Genomic DNA, 15050 nt, shown 5'->3' on the forward strand with positions numbered 1-15050 from the left:
TTCACGTCGCCGGGTTGGCGACGACCACGTTCACGGTGATGGTGGCCGAGTAGCTCCCCGGCGCCTGCCTCGGCCCCGGCTCGGCCGAGCCGCCCAGCCAGACGGTGGCGCCGCCCAGCCCGGGGGGGATGTTGAACGACACCGGCGCCGCCGGGTCGAAGACCAGGCTCTTTCCCGAGCCCGGAAAGGTCACCCGCCCGTCCGCCGCGCCGAAGCGCAGCGGAAGAAGCGCGCCGCCCGGTCCCGTCCCCGCGCGCAGCCCCGGCGGGAGCTCGAAGGCCACGGTCACGTGCCCCGCGCCCAGCAGCTCGATCGAGGCGCGGTGGCTCCCGTCCATGGGGCTGACCACCGTGGGGATGCCGGACGACAGGGTGCCGAAGCGCAGCCCCTGCACCGGAAGCACGGAGACCGTGCCCTGCGCGCGGGCAGGGCACGGTCCCGCGAGCAGGGCCAGGAGCGCGGCGCAGAGCCACGCCCCCGGCCCGCGGCGAAGCGCGGACGCAGCAGTGCGCTTCGCCATGGCCGCGATCAGTTGGTCGCGGTGAAGGTGAAGTCCACGTCACCCGTGAAGGTGCCCACGCCCGAAGCCGCGTTGCCGGTCACGGTGCCGCCGACCAGCACGAAGGTGTTCTGCACGGTGCCGGGGGCCGCCGCGTTGAACGAGAACGAGGCGCAGCTGCCCACCGCGGTGCCGGTGCCGCCGCTGCTGGTGGCCGTGGCGCAGGTGGCCGAGAAGCCCAGCGTGGTGTTGGTGACCGGGTTGGTGAGCGACGTCGGGACCACGGCGGTCACGCCGACGTTGGAGTTGTGCGACACCTGGATCTGGCCCAGGCCGGCGGTGGTCAGCCCCGAGAGCGAAGCCTGGCCGGCGCCGCTGGAGGCCAGCGTGGAGCTGGCGCCCATGGCCAGCGTGCCGAACTTCAGCGGGTGCGTGGTGGCGGCGGTCAGGCTGGCCTGCACGGTGGCGCTGGCGATCACGGTGGCGCTGGCGGTCTGCGCGCGGGCCATGGCGGGAACGGCGGCGCACGCCACGGCGGCGAGGCTCAGGACGAGCTTCTTCATGGATCTGCTCCTCAGGGTGTGTTTTGGAGATGGGGATCGCTGCTTCAGTGCACTGCGAGGTTCTGCACGGGCAGTCGCCGCTCTGGGGAGGCAACGCACGTGCCCTGCGGACCGTGTAGGGAAGTTGAACGGTGGCAAGAATTTATACGGCTCCCCGGAGGCTGTCCATCGTCTCCGTGTTCCCAATGGGGAACGCGCTTTGTTCCCGATCGGGAACAAATCACCTGGATCCGCTCCATTTGTCGGATCGCGTGTGCCGCCGGAAACGCGCGGAGGTGACGGATTGCAACACCTGCCGCACTCTGCAATGTCCGAAGTGGATATGGAGCAACCGCTTGGATCAGGAAGACGAACCGCCGGCCGTAGAATCCGGTCGCGCGAGATCGATCGGAAGGGATGGGACCCGCCGCGGGAAAGGTGTGTGTCCGATCGGGATCATCCCCCAAACGCAGAGCCCGGCGGAGACGCCGTCTCCATACCGGATCCGGGGATGATCGTGCAATCCGGCGCACGTGCGGCCTTGGCTATGGATCCTTCGGCCTGCAACCGTTCGTGCGGCGGCAAGAACGGTGTGGGCGGCCTCAGGATGACGTCTCTCTCTGCGTTGGTAGATTCGGATCGGGTATGATCATTCCCCAACACAGAAAGCCGGCGGAGATGCCATCTCCACCGGCTCGACCCCCGCGCTGATGCCACAGAATGAGCGGATCAGCCTCGCGCAGTTTGCGAGGCTTCCCGTAGTGGTTGCTGCGGCTTCAGCCGCCGGAGCGCCAGCTCACCGCATCGAGCCGAGCGCGTCGACGAAGAGGTCGTTCTCGTCCGGCGTGTTGTAGAAGTGGGGCGACACGCGGACGTAGCCGGCGCGGTAGTCCACGATGATGCCGCGCTCGGCCAGGCGGCGGACCGCGCCGGGCGCGTCCGGGTGGCGGACGAGGATGATGGCGGAGCGGCGCGCGGGGTCGCGGGCCATCTTCAATTCCCATCCCTCGTCATCCAGCCGCGCGACGAGATGCTCGGTGAGCGCCTTCGTGCGCTCCAGGCACTTCTCCAGCCCCGCCGCGGCGAAGACCTCCAGTCCCCCCAGCGCCGTGTAGACCGTGGGGACGGCGGGGGTGCCCAGGGAGAAGCGCCCGGCGTCCTCGCGGTACTCCAGCTCGTCCACGCGGAAGGCGAACTGGTTCGCCGCCCCGAACCACGAGGTCACGGTGGGGCGCAGCGAGTCGATGAGCTCCTCGCGCACCCAGAGGAAGGCCAGCCCCGGCCCGCCGAGGAGCCACTTCAGCGGCCCGCCCACGTACACGTCCGCGTCCAGCGCGCGCGGGTCGACGGCGATCTGCCCCGCGGCCTGGTAGCCATCGACCAGGAAGAGCGCTCCCGCGGCCCGCGCCGCCTTCGCCACCGGCCCCAGCTCCTGCACGTAGCCGGTGCCGTAGAAGACGTGCGAGGTGGCGACGATGGCCGTCCGCTCGTCCACGTACTCCGCCCAGCGCGCCGGGTCCACCCCGATCCCGTCGTCGCTGGGAACGCGGACCACCTCCACGTCGTGCCGCGCGAGCCACTGGTAGACCAGGGTGGGGAAGTCGAGGTCGGCGACGACGACCTTGTTGCGCTTCGAGTAGTCGACCGCCGAGGCGATGGCCGCCACCGCGCCGGAGACGCTGGGCGAGAGGGCGACTTCGCTGCGGCGCGCGTTCCAGAGCCAGGCCACGCGGTCCAGCAGGTGGCCGATGCGCCCCATCCACAGCTCGTACCAGGCGCTGGCGCCCAAGGTATTCCAGAGCGCCTGGTACTCGCCCAGGTACCCCATCGACCGCGTGCCCAGCGCGCCCAGCGAGCAGGAGTTCAGGTAGGTGCGCGTCTGCAGGATGGGGAACTCGCGGCGGAAGGCCTCGAGCTCCGGATGGGGGACGGTGCTCATGCGCCCACCTCCTCCGCGCCCTCGGTGAGCTCCTCGTCCGACGCGGCCGAAGCGCCGGTCTGCGCGTTGATCTGGTCCAGCGTGTCGACCGCGCGGCGGAGGTGGGGGATGACGATGGAGCCGCCGACGACCAGGCCCACGTTGAAGGCCTCGAGGAACTGGGGGTCGGTGACGCCCTCTTCCTTGCAGCGGACGATGTGGTAGGTGATGCAGTCGTCGCAGCGCAGCACCATCGAGGCGACCAGGCCCAGGAGCTCCTTGGTCTTCACGTCGAGCGCGCCGGGCTCGTAGCAGCGGGTGTCGAGCGCGAAGAAGCGCTTGATCTCCAGGTTGCCGGCTTCCAGGATGCGCTCGTTCATGCGCTCGCGGAACCGGCGGAATTCTTCCAGGCTGTTCGCCATCGCTCGTCGCGCTCATCTCGGGTGGAGTAAGGAGCCGCGCAACCTGCGGCGGCCGTCCTCCCCCGTCAAGCGCCATCCACGTTAGCGGATTCGATATCGGGATCACGCAGGAACGCGGGTGCGGCAGGAGAATCCCGCCGCACCCGCGCCGCTTGCCCGTCCCGCGCTCGCCGCGAAGGCGGGGACGCGGGGTCAGCCCTGCAGCTTCGCCAGCCGCCACGATGGCCGCTTCGGACGCACGCGCGGGCGGCGCCGGCGCGGGACGGCTCTCCCGCGACGGGATCAGCCTTCGCTGCGGCCGCCGCGGAACACGCGCAGGCCATCGCCGCCCATCAGCATCAGCCGCGCATCGCTCGCGCCGTAGCGGCGCATCAGGTCGTGCATCACCGGCTCCTCGCCGTCCCACGGGTAGCCGTAGACCACGTCGAAGTCGATGAGCGGACGGCCCAGCCGGCGGTACGCGGACTCGCCGTCGCCCAGCGTGCCGGTGCGCGAGTCGCCGTCGCGGCCGCGGAAGCGGTAGCCGGTGGGGAACAGGCTTCCCGCCGCGAAGCGCGCCGCCGAGCCGTGCCGCGCCGCCAGCGCGCGTGCCACCTCCACCAGCCGCGCGTCCAGCTCGATCCCGTACGCCTCGAAGCCCAGCAGGTCGGCCAGGATGGTGATGACGCCGGTGGCCGACCCCCACTCCAGGAAGCGCCGCCCCGGCGCGCGCAGCGCCCGCAGCCCCTCCAGCACGCGGGCGTAGTCGCCCGGCATGAAGGGGTGGAAGCCGTTCGCGCGCACCTCGCGGTCGAAGCGCTCCCAGATGTCGCGCCCGTCCGCGATCACCGCCGCCAGCCGCGCCTCCAGCGCCGCGTCGGCGCCGCGGGCCGAGGCGGACGGCGGGGCGCTACTCGCCACCGTCGTCTCCGCCGCCGTCCTCGTCGTCCGCGCCGGTGCGCGCCATCTCCGCGCCCTCCAGCCCGGCGCCCGTGGAGTCGCCGGCGAGCGCGGCCTCGCGGCGGGCGCGCTTCTTTTCTTCCTTCTCTTCCTGCTTGCGCTGCCTGCCGAGCTCCTTGCTCCGCTTCTCGGCGCCGTAGTTGGGGCGTCTGGCCATGACCTGGCTCTCCGTGTGCTCGTGGGTCGCGCGGTCCGGCTCCCGGGCCGCGTCCGGCTCATCCCCGCATCCGCGCAACAAACCGGCCGCGGGGAGGGATGCGGAAAGGGCCACCCCCGCGAGCGGGAGTGGCCCTCGTGGCACCTGCGGCCTGCGCCGAGGTCCCGAAAATCAGCCCACGCGGGCCACGTTCTCGGCCGAGGGGCCCTTGGGGCCCTCCACCGCGTCGAACTCCACGCGGTCGCCTTCGCCCAGCGAGCGGAAGCCGCTCCCCTGGATGGCGCTGTGGTGGACGAACAGGTCCTTGCCGCCGTCCTCCGGCGTGATGAACCCGAAGCCCTTGCTGTCGTTGAACCACTTCACGGTTCCGGTGGTACGCATACGCACTCCTGTGTTGATGTCCGGCCTGCCGAGGGTGCGGTATCTCCGTACTCACCGACTGTCCGTCGCGGGGAAAGGCGCCCCGCACGCGGGAGGAAGACAGAAAAAAAGGGACCGGACAGCAGCTGTCCAGGTCCCCTTCGGCTGAACTTTTTCTCCGTGCACGAAGGATAGCGGGAACCGGCGGAAATGTCAAATCCGTCAGGTCGCGCAGCCCGGATCACACGGTCTCGGTGGCCGAGCCGCGGAAGCCGCTGAGGCACGCCCGCGTCCGCTCGTCCAGCAGCCGCTCGAGCGCCGACGAGCCCGCCTGCAGCGCGCGCTCGTCGCCGGCCAGCGCGTGGCGCAGCGCGTCGGCGCACACGCCGCTCACCAGCCCGACCTCGCGGAGGAGCTGGTCCTCGCTCCACCCCAGGCGCTGCCGCTGGGCGCCGTGCAGCTCGCCGATCAGCCGCTGGATGCGGTTGCCGTCGGCCAGCAGCTCGCTGGCCTCGCCGCTGGCGCCGGCCAGGATGGCCAGCGAGTTGGCCACGTCGGTCACCAGCGTGCCCAGGTGGTCGGCGATGTCCACGTCGCTGATCTCGTCGGTGAAGCCCAGCGCGGGCTCGGCGCGCGCGCGCCGGACGAAGTCGTCCACGGTGGGGCTCAGCTGCCGCATCAGCGCCTCGCCGGCGGCGGCCAGGCCGCGGCGCCGGGCCGCGCGCCCGTTCTCCGGCGGCGGCGAGCCCTCGGTCTCCGCCCGCTCGGCCACGGGCGCCGGCGCGGCCGCGCCGGCGGGGAGGCGCAGCACGAACACCGCGCCGGGGCCGTCGCCCGCGGGCTCCAGCGTCACGTCGCCCCCCATCAGCCGCGCCAGGCGGCGGCTGATGGGAAGCCCCAGCCCGGTGCCGCCGTGGCGCCGGGTGAGCCCCGCCGCGCCCTGCACGAAGGGCTCGAAGATCCGCTCGGCGTCTTCCGGCTTCACCCCCTCGCCGGTGTCGGAGACGGCGAAGCGCAGCCACGGCCCGCCGTCCTTCCCCGTGTCTTCCTGCCGGCACCGCAGGGTCACGCGGCCGCCGGCGGGGGTGAACTTGATGGCGTTGGAAAGGAGGTTCACCAGGATCTGGCGGACGCGGTACTCGTCGCCCACGTAGCGCAGCCCGGCGGCCTCGCGCGTCTCGTCCACCAGCGTGAGCAGGCGCCCCGCGGCCTGGGGGCGCACCAGCGCCAGCGCGCCGCGGGCCGTTTCCGGCGCGCTCACTACCTCGTGCTCCACCGCCAGCCGCGCCGTCTCGCTCCGGGAGAAGTCCAGCACGTCGCTCACCAGCCGCAGCAGGTGGCGGGCGCTTTCCTGCGCGCGCTGCACGTAGGCGCGCTGCGCGTCGGCCAGCGCGCCGCTGACGTCCATCTCCAGCAATTGCAGGTAGCCGATGATGGCGTTCAGCGGCGTCTGCACCTCGTGCGTCACGGTGGAGACGAACTCGTCGCGGGTGCGCAGCGCCGCCTCGGCGGCGTCGCGCGCGTCGCGCAGGTTCTCCTCGGCGGTGGTGGCCTCTTCCAGCGCCTGCTCCACCTCCACCAGCGCCTGGTCGGCGGCCTCGCGGGCCTCCACGGCCTCGCGGTGCAGGCGGGCGTTGTCCACCGCCATGGCCGCGCGGCGGGCCAGGTCCTCGGCCATCACCACGTCGATGTCGCCGAAGCGCCGCCCGCTCTCGGCGGTCACGAAGGTCATGGCCCCCAGCACCGTTCCCCGCGCCACCATGGGAACGATCACGTACGAGCGGATCCCCAGCCCGCGCAGCAGCTCCAGGTGCCCATCGTCGTGCGCGGCGGCGGCCAGCGCCTCGTCCGACACGTCGAACACCATCTCGGGGCGCCCGGTGCGGATCACCCGCGGCGCGCCGATCAGGTCGGTGCTGCGGGGGGGATAGTGCGCGTGCAGCCGGCGCGCGGCGTCCTGCTTGCCGGGGTCGGGGTGGACCACGGCGATGCGGCGCACGTCGCCGCCCTCCTCCAGCACGTCGACGATGCACCACGCGTCGAGGTAGGGGAGCGACATGCCGGCCACGGTGGTGAGCGTGGCCTCGTAGTCCAGCGAGTCGGCCAGGCAGCGGCTGACCTCGGCCAGGAACGAGAAGCGGTCGCGGCTGGCCTCGGCCAGGTCGCGCTCGCGCTCGGCGGACCGCAGCGCCTCCTGCTCGCGCGAGGCGTCCGCGTCCGCGCCGGGGGACGGGGCGGACGCGCCTCCGTGGGAGCGCGGAGTGGCCGGGGAGGGCGAGCCCTCGGTCTGTTCGGTGGTGCTCAAGTCGTGGGTCCCCCGCGCGCGATTCCGGCGTCCTGACGCGCGTGGTGGGGAGCGCGGCGGGATAGAGCGTGGTCCGCTCGCCCCCCGCAGACGCAAATCCGTGACCCGGCCGCGGGTGGAGCGGGGAGATACCGCGCATCTCCCCGGCAGGGGAAGGCGAGCGGGAAACCCCCGGCGATCCGCCGATCGCCGGGGCTTTGCTGTCTCCATCCGATCGTCCCTGCGCGCACGGGACGCCGGATCGCCGCTGGCTGAATGGAAGTTCGCGGGCTAGCCCTCTCACCGGCGGCTGAAGCCGCAGCAACAACTACGGGAAGCCTCGCAAACTGCGCGAGGCTGAATCCGCTCACCAAGCGGGATCGGCGCTCACGACCGAGCTCCTTTCATCCTCCTGGATGCGGGACGCGGGGACGATTCAGTAGCGGGTGAGCGTGCCCAGCCGGGTGTCGTACGACGCCACGCGCGTCCAGGCGTGCCCGCTGCCGGCCGGGCGGACGGCCCAGAAGTCGAAGTCGGCGTACTGGCGGTCGCCCGCGGGGTTCAGCACCGTCCATCCCGTGGCGCCGTAGAACGAGCCCGCCGTGGCCACGAAGCGCGCCGACAGCTCGTCGATGGAGACGGAGCGCGGCGAGGCCAGGTACGCCTGCGCCGCCACCCACACCGCGTCGTACACGGCCAGCGCGAAGGCGTCGGGGTCCGTTCCCGAGCGCGCCTTGATCCGCGCCGCCAGCGGCTGCCACTTCTCCGCGGCCGACGGGTCCAGCCCGAACAGCGGGGCGGGGAAGCCCACCTGCTCGGCGAAGGCCACGGCGGCCGGGCGGGCGAGCAGGGGGCTGGTCTGGGCGATGCCGTCGGCGCCGTACCAGCGCACCGAGGCCAGCGCCGGGTTCGCCGCGGCCAGCGCGAACACGTCGGCCGTCTCGTCGAAGCCGGCGTAGTACACGGCCACCTGGCCGGCGGGGTGCGTGGCGAGCGCCTGCTGCACCTGCATGGCCAGCGCCGCGACGGTGGCCGTGTAGCTCGTCGCGTTCGCAGCATACTCCACCCCGGCCGATACGGTGGCGCCCTGCGCGGCCATGCGCGCCGCCGTAGCCGTGTGCAGCCCCTGGTTCCCCGCGTCGCCCCGCCAGATGGGCACCACGGCGCGGATCCCGTCGCTCCACATGAGCGCCGACGCGGCCACGCCCTCCAGGCTGTCGGCGGGGGTGAAGCGGAAGATGCGGTCGTTCTTCACCGCCAGCGTTCCCGCGGTGCTCGACTGGCTCACCACGATCACCGGGTTGGCGTCCACGTACGGCTTCAGCGTGGCCAGCTCGGCGCTGGACTGCGGCCCGATCACCACCTGCACGCCGCTCTCGCGCAGCGACTGCACGGCGGCCAGCGCGGTGGCGGGGTCCAGCTTGGTGTCGCGCACGTCGGCGCGGAAGGTGATGCCGCGCCCGGCGGTGTACGCGTTCACGTCCTCCACGGCGAGCTCCATGGCCGCCTTGCTGGTGACGCCGAGCGAGGCCCAGTTGCCGGTGAGCGAGAACACGCCGCCCAGCACCACCTCGCGGTTGTCCGCGCCGGTGGAGTCGCTGCACGCGGCGGTCGCGGCGACAGCAATGGAGACGGCAACGAGCGCAGCGGCCCTGCAGCCGCGCCGCAGCACGCGCGGCGCCGGATGATCGGTCATCGAGAGATTCCTGTGGAGGGGGAGATGCGGGAAGGTGGGACGGCGCCGTCGTGGACGCCGTTTCGCCGCGACGGTAAGCTCGGCACACACGCGTTTCCGCGCAAGCCACCCGCGCGATCCCGGGGAAAGGGCCTGACGCCGCGTCCACAGGACGAAAGGAGATCGATCGTGAGCGCCGATCCGCATAGCGAGCGGATCAGCCTGGCGCAGTTGCGAGGCTTCCCGTAGTTGTTGCTGCGGCTTCTTCAGCCGCCGGTGAGGGGCCAGCCCGCGAACTTTCACTTCGCGAGCTCGCCCAGCGCGTTCGAGTACTTGTTGCTGACCCGCGCTTCGGCCTCGACAACGCGGGCTGAATCGGGATCAAACGGCGTCAGCAGAATCCCGTTCTCCGTCTCCACCGCATATGCCTTGTCACCCGGCCCAAGGTTCAGACGGTCGGTCATCGCCCTGGGCAGTGTGACGCCGAGCGCGCCGCCGTACTGTTGGAACGTGACTTCCTCGATCATCGGGAATCTCCAGACTGGTTACACCTGATAGATCAACAAGCGTGGGATCAGCAACCGGCTGCCGCGTGGGCTGCGCGCGTGCTACCGCGCCCCAGGGCCGGCCCGTCACCGCCCGGCCCCGGTTCGCTCCGGCCGCGGCGTGAGTTCGAAGACGACGCTGACGCTCGCCCGCACCGCGATCTGCCCGGGCGTGGTGGGGCCTTCCACCGAGGCGCTCTCGCCGGAGCCGCTCACGTTCTGCACCACGTTCATCCCCATCGCCCCGCCGCGCTGGCCCCATCCCTGGCCGTATCCCGAGTACCAGCCGTTCGACCCTTCGCCGATGGTGAGCGGGTCGCCGAGGCGCATCCCCAGCCGCTCGCCCAGCGCCTGCGCCTTCTCGCGCGCGGCGTCGGCCGCCAGCGCGCGGGCGCTGTCGCGATAGGCGCGCAGCCGGGTGACGCGGAAGTCGATGCCGTGGATGTGCGTGGCGCCGGCGCCCAGAGCGTCGGTCAGCAGCGGCTCGAACGCCGCCATGTCGCGCAGGGTGATGACGATGCTCTTCCGCACCACGAAGCCCGCCACCCTCAGCTCGCCATGGGTGCGGTCGTCGTAGCGCGGCTCCGCGACGAAGTAGTCGGTCTTCACGCGCTGCTCGGGAACTCCGCGCGCGCGTGCGGCGCGGATCACGGCCGCCACGCGCGCGTCGTTGTCGTTCCGGGCCGCCTGCAGGCTTGCGGCGAAGGTCTCCACCCCCAGCGTCAGCACCACTTCGTCTGGCGGCACGCGGATCTCCGCCTCGCCCGTCACGGAGATGGTGCGGCGCGCGTCCGCGGCGATCGGCTCGGGCCGGTCCTGGGCCGCGGCGGGAGCGGCGAGCACGCACGCGGCAAGAATGGCTGCGGACAGGAAACCGTTCATCGTCTGCCTCCGGAAGGTGGGGATGGAGATGCGGCGCCGCCGATGCCACCGTCGCGGAGCCGGAAGATCAACGCGGGGGGACGTGCCGAGCCGCACGGATGCGGGGGATGGACATCGTGAGATCGTTGGCGCGGCAGCATCCTTGCCATCGGCATCACCCCGATGCCGGTCGGCGCCGCGAAAGGCGCGGCGGCAGCGGTCCAGCCAGGCGCAACGGGAGGTTTCCATCACCGGATTCAAACGAGGCGACGCGGTCGCCATCGCCCTGGCCGCCGCCGCCGCGGGGCTGGCGGCGGTGCTCACCTTCGCGCACGCGGGGCCGGTGGCGGGCTTCGCCTCGTGCGCGGCGGCGCTGTCGCTGCTGGCGATGATGGTGGGGCGCGGCACCGAGCAGCTGGGAAGCCGCATGGGCCCGGGCGCCACCGGCGTGCTGCAGAGCGCGCTGGGAAACCTCCCCGAGCTGTTCGTGTGCATCTTCGCGCTGCGCGCCGGGCTGGTGCAGGTGGTGCAGGCGGCGCTGGTGGGCTCCATCCTGGCCAACTCGCTGCTGGTGCTGGGTTTGGCGCTGCTGGTGGGCGGGCTGAAGAACGGCACCCAGCGCTTCGGGTCCGAGGCGCCGCGGATGGCCGCCACGCTGATGATGCTGGCCGTGGCCGCGCTGGCCGTTCCCACGCTGGCGGCCGGCCTGCACACCCCCGCGGCCGCGCACGAGGCGGCGCTGAGCGTGGCCTGCGCGGTGGTGCTGCTGGCCGTGTTCGCCGCCAGCCTGCCCTTCTCGCTGCGCGCCGACCCCGCGGTGGTGTGCGACGACGGCGAGGCCGCGCACGAGGCGTGGCCGGTGTGGCTGGCCATCGCGGTGCTGGTGGGCGCCAGCGTGGGCGCCGCCTTCGTCAGCGACTGGTTCGTGGAGGCGCTCAGCCCGGCCATGAAGACGCTGGGCATCTCCGAGGCGTTCAGCGGGCTGGTGGTAGTGGCCATCGCGGGGAACGCGGTGGAGAACGTGGTCGGCATTCAGCTGGCCGCCCGCAACCGCCCCGACTACGCCATGAGCGTGATCCTGAACAGCTCGCTGCAGATCGCGCTGGCGCTGGTGCCCATGCTGGTGCTGGCCAGCATCTTCGTGGCCCCCGCGCCGCTCACGCTGGTGATGCCGCCGCTGCTGGTGGCCGCCATGGCGCTCAGCGCGGTGGTCAGCGCGTTCATCGTCTACGACGGCGAGTCCATCTGGCTGGAGGGCGTGGCGCTGATCGGCCTCTACGGCATCATCGCCGCCGCGTTCTGGTGGGGGTGATGGCGAATCCTGCAACGGGCGATGCGACACGCCGCGGGATGACGAGAAGGGTCGCGGGGTTGGATGTCGGTGGATAAACGAACGAGGGCTCCCGACCGGGCGCCCTCGTTCGATTCCGGCTCCGCGGGACTCAGAACCCGATGCGGCGCGTGTCCGGGGCCAGCATCGACAGGTCGTCGTCGATGTCCTCGGCGAGCAGGTCCGTCAGCTCGTCCACCGTCACCGCGCCGTCCACCGCCGCGCGCGAGGCCATCCGCGCGTAGGCCTGCTCGAAGAGCGAGCGGGCGAACCGGGCGTTGCCGAAGTCCTGCTTCCCGGTGGCGCGGGCGAAGACCCGCTCCGCCGCCTCGCAGGCGCCGGGGGCCAGGCCGATGTTCACGTCCTTCGCCATCCGCTCGAAGATCTCGCGCAGCTCCCCGGGGGTGTAGTCGGGGAAGTCGATGTACGTCTTGAAGCGGCTGCGCAGGCCGGGGTTGGAGCCGATGAACTCCTTCATCTCCTCCTCGTACCCGGCCACGATCACCGCGAACTGGCTGCGGAAGTCCTCCATCGCCTTCACCAGCGTGGCGATGGCCTCGTGGCCGAAGTCCACGCCGCTGCTGGGCGTCAGCGAGTACGCCTCGTCGATGAAGAGCACGCCGGGCTTCGTCCGGTCGATCACCTCGCGCGTCTTGATCGCCGTCTGGCCTACGTACCCGGCGATCAGGTCCGAGCGGCTGGCCTCGGTGAACTTCGCCCCGGGAAGCGCCCCGGCCGCGGCGTAGAGCCGCGCCACGATGCGCGCCACCGTCGTCTTCCCCGTCCCCGGCGGGCCGGTGAACACCAGGTGCAGGCCGGGCTGCACGGCCTTCAGCCCCGCCTTCTCCCGCTCGCGGTTCGCCTGTACCACCGCGATGATCTTGCGCACCTGGGCCTTCACCGCCCCCAGCCCGGTGAGCTCGTCGAGCTCGGCCAGGATCTCGGCGATCGTCTCCCCTTCCTTCGCCGCGGCGGCGGAGTCGGTCGCGACGCTGGCCCCCTGCTGCGCCGTGTCGGCCGTCTGCGTCCCCGCCGCGCCCCCGCCGGCCTCGCCCCCCGCCGGGAACGCCTGCTTCAGCGCGGCGACCGCGTCGTCGTCCGTCTTCAGCGCGTCGAGCATCGCGGTGGCGGCTTCGCTGATGGACGGCGTCCCGTACGAGCTCCCCGCCGGCTCCAGCGAGCGCTTCGCGGGCGCGAAGCACGCCTCGCAGTCCGGGCGCTGGCGGAACTGCTTGGCCAGCGCGTACAGGACGTGGCGCGGCTCCACCGCGGCGTGCGAGTACGCCTTGGCGGCCGACATCGCCGCGTCGTGGATCACCGTGCGGATCATGGCCGCACCTCAGGCGAAGTCGGACAGGCGCTTGCCGCCGAACTTCCCCATCAGCTCGTCGTCCAGCTTGTCGGCGGTTCCCAGCACGCCGTACATGGCCGACGACAGCTCCTCCTCGTCCAGGTAGTCGCCCAGCAGCGTGTGCGACATCAGCAGGAACAGCTTTCCCGGGGCGTCGTTGTCGTCGTAGGCCACCACGTGCCCGAAGTAGTAGTTGCCCCCCTGCCTGGCGATCCACTCGAACAGCTCCGGCGTGGGAGGAACCTCCCAGAGGATGGGGGACGAGAGCTGGACCAGCGTCTGCGGATCGCCGTTCTTGTCCACGCCCCAGTCCTGGACGCTCACGTTCACGCGCGTGCTCACGTCCGTGAAGGTCACGCTGATCGAGCTCCCCTGTAGCGAGATGCGAAGCCCCATCGGCCCCGTCAGGATGCGCTGCACCTTCATCATGGTCTGGTCGACGTTCGCCATCGGTTTCCTCCCTCGCGGTGGGCGTGGATGCGGTGAGAACAGCGGGTTACGAGGATTGCGTCCGGCGGCAGGCTGCGCAAGGAATTTGATCGGGCGGGTCGATGCGGGAGGTGGATGAGCCGCGAGCCGGCCGGGTGGGCGGGTGGGTGCTGCGCGATGATCGAGGGACTACCAGCGACGAGCGGCCCGAGGCGATCTCCGGGCCGCTCGTCGTTCACGGCCCCCTCAGCCCGAGACGAGCCGCCAGAGCTGGCAGGCGCCCTGTTCCCAGTCCGAGCCGGGGTTCAGCCCCATCGTGTTGGTGCAGTGGACCGCGTCCAGGTACTGGCCTCCGTGCTTCAGCTGGAGCCGGTAGTATCCGCCGCCGGCCGGAACGAGCTTCCATAGCTGGCACGCGCCGCCCTCCCAGTCCGACCCCGGGTTCAGGCCCATGGTGGAGGTGCAGTGGTTCGCGTCCAGGTACTGCCCGCCGTGCTTCAGCTGGAGCCGGAAATATCCCCCGCCCGCGGGGACGAAGCGCCAGAGCTGGCACGCTCCCTCCTCCCAGTCCGATCCCGGGTTCAGCGAGATGGGCGAGCCGCAGTGATCGGCGTCCAGGTACTGGCCCCCGTGCTTCAGCTGTAGCCGGAAGTACACGTCCTGCGCCGCGGCGTTGTGCGCGACCAGTCCCTGCCCGATGCCGCCGAGCAGGAGGGCGAGGATGATCCGGGTGATCCAGGACAGCGTGCGTGAGTGACGTGGGGAGGGGACGTTCATGTGCACCTCTCTGGGGAAGGCACCGGAGCGACGTGCGGCGGAGCTGCAGCCGTTCCGGTCTGGCCGCGTTTGCCGGCGGCGCGACGCAGGGATGCATCGCGGATTGGAGCGCGAGAGGCGCCCAGCCGCCGGCCGGCGGCATCGTGCCCGGCATACGTGCACGACCCAAGCCCCGATCCAGATGTTTCTCCGCGTGCGTGCCAAACGGCCCAATGGCTTGTCCTTCCACAACTTGCGGACTCGAGCGGCCCACCGGCGTGGTGCGGCGGGCGTGGTCCAGATGATCGTCGCGCGGGACAAGTTTGTCCCGCGAACGGTCCTGGAAGCATGTCCGCGTGGTCTGCGGAATCATCGGCTCGGCGGCAGCGCCTGCGTCGGCGAGGGGGCGGAGTTACGCGTGGACCGTGGGAGGAACGGAAGAGGACGCGGAGAAGGATTCCCTTCCGCGCCCTCTTTTTGTTACGATTCGGAAGAACGTGCCACGACTGGCGTACATGCGTGCATGGGCCGCAGCCACATCGTACCCCGTGGGCATAGCGCCGCCGACGAACGCTGCGCCGGAAGGTGCGCGGCGCGGCGGCGTTCCCCGCCTTCAGCCCGTCGCGCAAGGGTTGTAGCAGGACTCCTGGAAGGTGCATCCCGCCTGGCAAGAGAAGTTGTTGCAGGTGTTCGCGTTCCTGGTCGCGTCGTGCGCGTGCACGGTGCCGCCCGATTCGTTGCGCACGGACGCGGGCGCGAACGACTCCACCGCCAGGTCGTCGAGGTCCAGCTTCAGCTTGCGCATCTCCGGCTCCTTCGGCAAAGGGTGACAGCTGCTCTGTAGTCATGAGGGCGGCAAAAACAACGCCGAATGTTCCAGTCACCGCCGCATCCTGCAGCCCGGCGGCAACTCTCGCGGAGAGGTGCCGCGGACACCGCTCGGACAGCGGAGCACACACGTCGGGTGATGCATCGACGATCG

General features: G+C 71.5%; 16 protein-coding genes. 1 reads left to right on the forward strand and 15 read right to left on the reverse strand.

What is annotated here, in order from left to right:
- Position 1: 1 nt before the first annotated feature.
- From VLK66_RS00320 to VLK66_RS00370, 11 genes are all read right to left on the reverse strand, one after another.
- The gene (locus tag VLK66_RS00320; protein WP_325306959.1) at positions 2-520 is read right to left on the reverse strand and encodes a hypothetical protein; all 519 of its coding nucleotides are present in this window, start codon (positions 518-520) and stop codon (positions 2-4) included.
- An 8-nt stretch (positions 521-528) separates the two neighbouring features.
- Positions 529-1062, reverse strand: coding sequence for a hypothetical protein (locus VLK66_RS00325; protein WP_325306960.1), 534 nt, complete (start codon positions 1060-1062; stop codon positions 529-531).
- Positions 1063-1837: 775 nt separating this feature from the next.
- The gene (locus VLK66_RS00330) at positions 1838-2980 is read right to left on the reverse strand and encodes an aminotransferase class V-fold PLP-dependent enzyme (RefSeq protein WP_325306962.1); all 1143 of its coding nucleotides are present in this window, start codon (positions 2978-2980) and stop codon (positions 1838-1840) included.
- Complete coding sequence (locus VLK66_RS00335; RefSeq protein WP_325306963.1) at positions 2977-3381, reverse strand: carboxymuconolactone decarboxylase family protein; 405 nt, start codon at positions 3379-3381, stop codon at positions 2977-2979. The genes VLK66_RS00330 and VLK66_RS00335 overlap by 4 nt, the downstream gene beginning before the upstream one ends.
- 282 nt (positions 3382-3663) lie before the next feature.
- Entirely contained in the window at positions 3664-4281 is a 618-nt protein-coding gene (locus VLK66_RS00340) for a hypothetical protein (RefSeq protein ID WP_325306964.1), read from the reverse strand.
- On the reverse strand, positions 4271-4477 hold the full coding sequence (locus tag VLK66_RS00345; protein WP_325306965.1) for a hypothetical protein: 207 nt from the start codon (positions 4475-4477) through the stop codon (positions 4271-4273). The genes VLK66_RS00340 and VLK66_RS00345 overlap by 11 nt, the downstream gene beginning before the upstream one ends.
- A gap of 171 nt (positions 4478-4648) precedes the next feature.
- The gene (locus VLK66_RS00350; RefSeq protein WP_325306966.1) at positions 4649-4858 is read right to left on the reverse strand and encodes a cold shock domain-containing protein; all 210 of its coding nucleotides are present in this window, start codon (positions 4856-4858) and stop codon (positions 4649-4651) included.
- A 220-nt stretch (positions 4859-5078) separates the two neighbouring features.
- The gene (locus VLK66_RS00355; protein WP_325306967.1) at positions 5079-7142 is read right to left on the reverse strand and encodes a GAF domain-containing sensor histidine kinase; all 2064 of its coding nucleotides are present in this window, start codon (positions 7140-7142) and stop codon (positions 5079-5081) included.
- Positions 7143-7557: 415 nt separating this feature from the next.
- Complete coding sequence (locus VLK66_RS00360) at positions 7558-8817, reverse strand: ABC transporter substrate-binding protein (RefSeq protein WP_325306969.1); 1260 nt, start codon at positions 8815-8817, stop codon at positions 7558-7560.
- A gap of 278 nt (positions 8818-9095) precedes the next feature.
- A complete protein-coding gene (locus VLK66_RS00365; protein ID WP_325306970.1) occupies positions 9096-9323 on the reverse strand; it encodes a hypothetical protein in 228 nt (75 codons plus the stop codon).
- A gap of 105 nt (positions 9324-9428) precedes the next feature.
- Positions 9429-10223 carry an SIMPL domain-containing protein gene (locus tag VLK66_RS00370; RefSeq protein ID WP_325306971.1) on the reverse strand — a complete coding sequence of 265 codons (795 nt, stop codon included), beginning with the start codon at positions 10221-10223 and terminating at the stop codon, positions 9429-9431.
- Positions 10224-10365: 142 nt separating this feature from the next.
- Between VLK66_RS00370 and cax the strand changes: the two genes are divergently transcribed.
- Positions 10366-11514 (forward strand): calcium/proton exchanger, encoded by a 1149-nt coding sequence (cax, locus tag VLK66_RS00375; protein ID WP_325306972.1) that lies wholly within the window; start codon positions 10366-10368, stop codon positions 11512-11514.
- Positions 11515-11644: 130 nt separating this feature from the next.
- Here the strand turns inward: cax and VLK66_RS00380 are convergent, their stop codons facing one another.
- The 4 genes from VLK66_RS00380 to VLK66_RS00395 all read right to left on the reverse strand — a co-directional run bounded on the left by VLK66_RS00380 (position 11645) and on the right by VLK66_RS00395 (position 14873).
- Positions 11645-12862, reverse strand: a complete 1218-nt coding sequence (locus VLK66_RS00380) for an AAA family ATPase (RefSeq protein ID WP_325306973.1) — start codon at positions 12860-12862, stop codon at positions 11645-11647.
- Between the two features lie 9 nt (positions 12863-12871).
- Entirely contained in the window at positions 12872-13333 is a 462-nt protein-coding gene (locus VLK66_RS00385; protein WP_325306974.1) for a T3SS (YopN, CesT) and YbjN peptide-binding chaperone 1, read from the reverse strand.
- A gap of 225 nt (positions 13334-13558) precedes the next feature.
- On the reverse strand, positions 13559-14089 hold the full coding sequence (locus VLK66_RS00390; protein ID WP_325306975.1) for an RICIN domain-containing protein: 531 nt from the start codon (positions 14087-14089) through the stop codon (positions 13559-13561).
- Between the two features lie 592 nt (positions 14090-14681).
- Positions 14682-14873 (reverse strand): hypothetical protein, encoded by a 192-nt coding sequence (locus tag VLK66_RS00395; RefSeq protein WP_325306976.1) that lies wholly within the window; start codon positions 14871-14873, stop codon positions 14682-14684.
- Positions 14874-15050: the final 177 nt, after the last annotated feature.

The organism is Longimicrobium sp. (genome assembly GCF_035474595.1).
Classification (GTDB): domain Bacteria; phylum Gemmatimonadota; class Gemmatimonadetes; order Longimicrobiales; family Longimicrobiaceae; genus Longimicrobium.

Bases quoted from the DNA above. Each gene is read 5' to 3' on its own strand.
- VLK66_RS00380 (WP_325306973.1), bottom strand. From the start codon at position 12,862: ATGATCCGCACGGTGATCCACGACGCGGCGATGTCGGCCGCCAAGGCG.
- VLK66_RS00390 (WP_325306975.1), bottom strand. From the start codon at position 14,089: ATGAACGTCCCCTCCCCACGTCACTCACGCACGCTGTCCTGGATCACC.
- VLK66_RS00360 (WP_325306969.1), bottom strand. From the start codon at position 8,817: ATGACCGATCATCCGGCGCCGCGCGTGCTGCGGCGCGGCTGCAGGGCC.
- VLK66_RS00385 (WP_325306974.1), bottom strand. From the start codon at position 13,333: ATGGCGAACGTCGACCAGACCATGATGAAGGTGCAGCGCATCCTGACG.
- VLK66_RS00350 (WP_325306966.1), bottom strand. From the start codon at position 4,858: ATGCGTACCACCGGAACCGTGAAGTGGTTCAACGACAGCAAGGGCTTC.
- VLK66_RS00370 (WP_325306971.1), bottom strand. From the start codon at position 10,223: ATGAACGGTTTCCTGTCCGCAGCCATTCTTGCCGCGTGCGTGCTCGCC.
- VLK66_RS00330 (WP_325306962.1), bottom strand. From the start codon at position 2,980: ATGAGCACCGTCCCCCATCCGGAGCTCGAGGCCTTCCGCCGCGAGTTC.
- VLK66_RS00395 (WP_325306976.1), bottom strand. From the start codon at position 14,873: ATGCGCAAGCTGAAGCTGGACCTCGACGACCTGGCGGTGGAGTCGTTC.
- VLK66_RS00325 (WP_325306960.1), bottom strand. From the start codon at position 1,062: ATGAAGAAGCTCGTCCTGAGCCTCGCCGCCGTGGCGTGCGCCGCCGTT.
- VLK66_RS00365 (WP_325306970.1), bottom strand. From the start codon at position 9,323: ATGATCGAGGAAGTCACGTTCCAACAGTACGGCGGCGCGCTCGGCGTC.
- VLK66_RS00320 (WP_325306959.1), bottom strand. From the start codon at position 520: ATGGCGAAGCGCACTGCTGCGTCCGCGCTTCGCCGCGGGCCGGGGGCG.
- VLK66_RS00335 (WP_325306963.1), bottom strand. From the start codon at position 3,381: ATGGCGAACAGCCTGGAAGAATTCCGCCGGTTCCGCGAGCGCATGAAC.
- VLK66_RS00345 (WP_325306965.1), bottom strand. From the start codon at position 4,477: ATGGCCAGACGCCCCAACTACGGCGCCGAGAAGCGGAGCAAGGAGCTC.